3 protein-coding genes are annotated in these 1765 nt (G+C 60.9%); all 3 read left to right on the forward strand.

Features of this window, described 5'->3' with window-relative positions; genetic code table 11:
* Window positions 1-995: thiolase domain-containing protein (locus tag B7L68_RS08365; RefSeq protein ID WP_081247199.1), on the forward strand; the 995-nt coding region annotated here is incomplete at its 5' end.
* Entirely contained in the window at window positions 992-1522 is a 531-nt protein-coding gene (locus B7L68_RS08370; protein ID WP_081247200.1) for a Zn-ribbon domain-containing OB-fold protein, read from the forward strand. The genes B7L68_RS08365 and B7L68_RS08370, both read left to right, overlap by 4 nt.
* Window positions 1519-1765, forward strand: a 247-nt coding sequence (locus B7L68_RS08375) for a Zn-ribbon domain-containing OB-fold protein (protein WP_238136395.1), incomplete at its 3' end; no start/stop codon positions are given. The genes B7L68_RS08370 and B7L68_RS08375, both read left to right, overlap by 4 nt.

A 1765-nucleotide genomic window follows, 5' to 3' on the forward strand; every position in this document is an offset into this window, starting at 1 on the left:
ACGGCGTCCACATGAAGGGGGAGTACCTCGCCGAGGGCGCCGGCGGGATCCACAAGCCTACGGTCAGGGTGTATGTGGGCGGCGCCACGGGGGTCTTCGTGCCCATAGCGGCTTGGTGGCACGTGGCATCCGGCTTGTGTAAGCGGGTGCTGGCCGTGGCCGAGGAGAAGATGAGCCACTCCGCGAGGCCGCATCCCCAATACGTCTTCCGCTACATCTGGGACCCCATAGTGGAGAAGCCGCTGAATCCAAACCTGCTCTGGATATTCGCCATGGAGATGCACCGCTATATGTACAGGTGTAAGGCCAAGAAGGAGGACATAGCCCTTGTGTCGGTGAAGAACAAGAGAAACGCCTGCGGCCACCCGTCGGCCCAGCTCTGCGACCCCAACATAAAGGTGGAGGACGTGCTCAACAGCGAGGTCCTTGTCTGGCCTGTAAATAGGCTCGACGTCTCCCCCGTCTCCGACGGAGCCGCCGCTGTGGTGCTGGCGTCGGAGGAAGAGGCGAGGAGGATTACGGATACGCCCGTGTGGGTCAAGGGCATCGGCTGGACTCTGGACACCACCCACTGGACCAACCGCGACTTGGCATATCCGGAGTACGTCCGCCGCGCCGCCGAGATGGCATACCGCATGGCCGGCATAGACAACCCCAGGAAGCAGATAGACGTGGCTGAGCCCTACGACCCCTTCGACTACAAGGAGCTACACCACATGGAGGGACTGGGCCTCGCGAAAAAGTGCGAAGCGCCCGTCCTCACGCGCGAGGGGGTGACTCAGAGGGACGGAGATTTGCCGATAAACCCGTCGGGCGGCTTGCTGGGCGTCGGAAACCCCATCGCTGCCGCAGGCCTTATGAAAGTCGCCGAGATATTCTGGCAGGCGAGGGGCGAGGCCGGCGCTAGGCAGGTTAAGAAGCCGGTCTATACAGGCCTGGCGCAGGCGTGGGGAGACCTAATGCAGGCAGGAACAGTCATAGTAATGGGGATATGACGAAGCCTAAGAACCCTAGGGGTACGCCGTTCGAGGAGGTGGCGTTCCCGGTATTTGAGATGCCGCATGTGGGCAAGGCACAGTACAACTACACTACCGGCTGGGCGCTGGGGAGGTTCCTGGCGGGACTCAAGGAGGGCAAGATACTGGGCACAGTATGCAGGAAATGCGGAAGAGTGTTTATACCGCCACGTATGTACTGCTCCTACTGCTTCAGAGAAGTGGACGACTGGGTTGAGGCAAGCGGGGAGGGAACCGTTCACACCATCGTGGCGAGCTACATCGAGGCCACAAGGGCTAGGGCCAAGGAACCTAAGATCGTGGGGGTCATAAAGCTGGACGTGCCTGGGTACAACTTCGACGATCACTTCTTCCCCGGCGTGCTCCACTACATCTGCGGCGCCGCTGATGAAGACGTGAAAAACATGAAGCTATTCGGCGCGAGGGTCAGGGCGAGGTGGAGGCCGCCGGAGCAGAGAACCGGCTCAATAACAGACATAGAGTGCTTCGAGGTGGTGAGGCCATGAGGCGCATCAAGTATTTCCCCGAGGTGATGGAGATAGAGGCCTATGTCTACACCGCAGGCCCCATAGGCACTAGGTGGCTGGAGGCGCTGAGGGCAGGTAGGCTCACGGCGGCCTATTGCCCCAAGTGCGGCAGGCTCTTCATGCCGCCGAAGATGTACTGCCCCTACGACTTCGAGGAGGTAAAGGAGCTACGGGAGGTGGAGCCCGTGGGCGTCGTGGAGACATACACTGTGGTGGAGAGGG

This window comes from Thermoproteus sp. CP80 (genome assembly GCF_002077075.2).
Classification (GTDB): Archaea; Thermoproteota; Thermoprotei; order Thermoproteales; family Thermoproteaceae; genus Thermoproteus.

Coding starts and splice junctions, on each gene's coding strand:
- B7L68_RS08370 (WP_081247200.1), top strand. CDS start 992: ATGACGAAGCCTAAGAACCCTAGGGGTACGCCGTTCGAGGAGGTGGCG.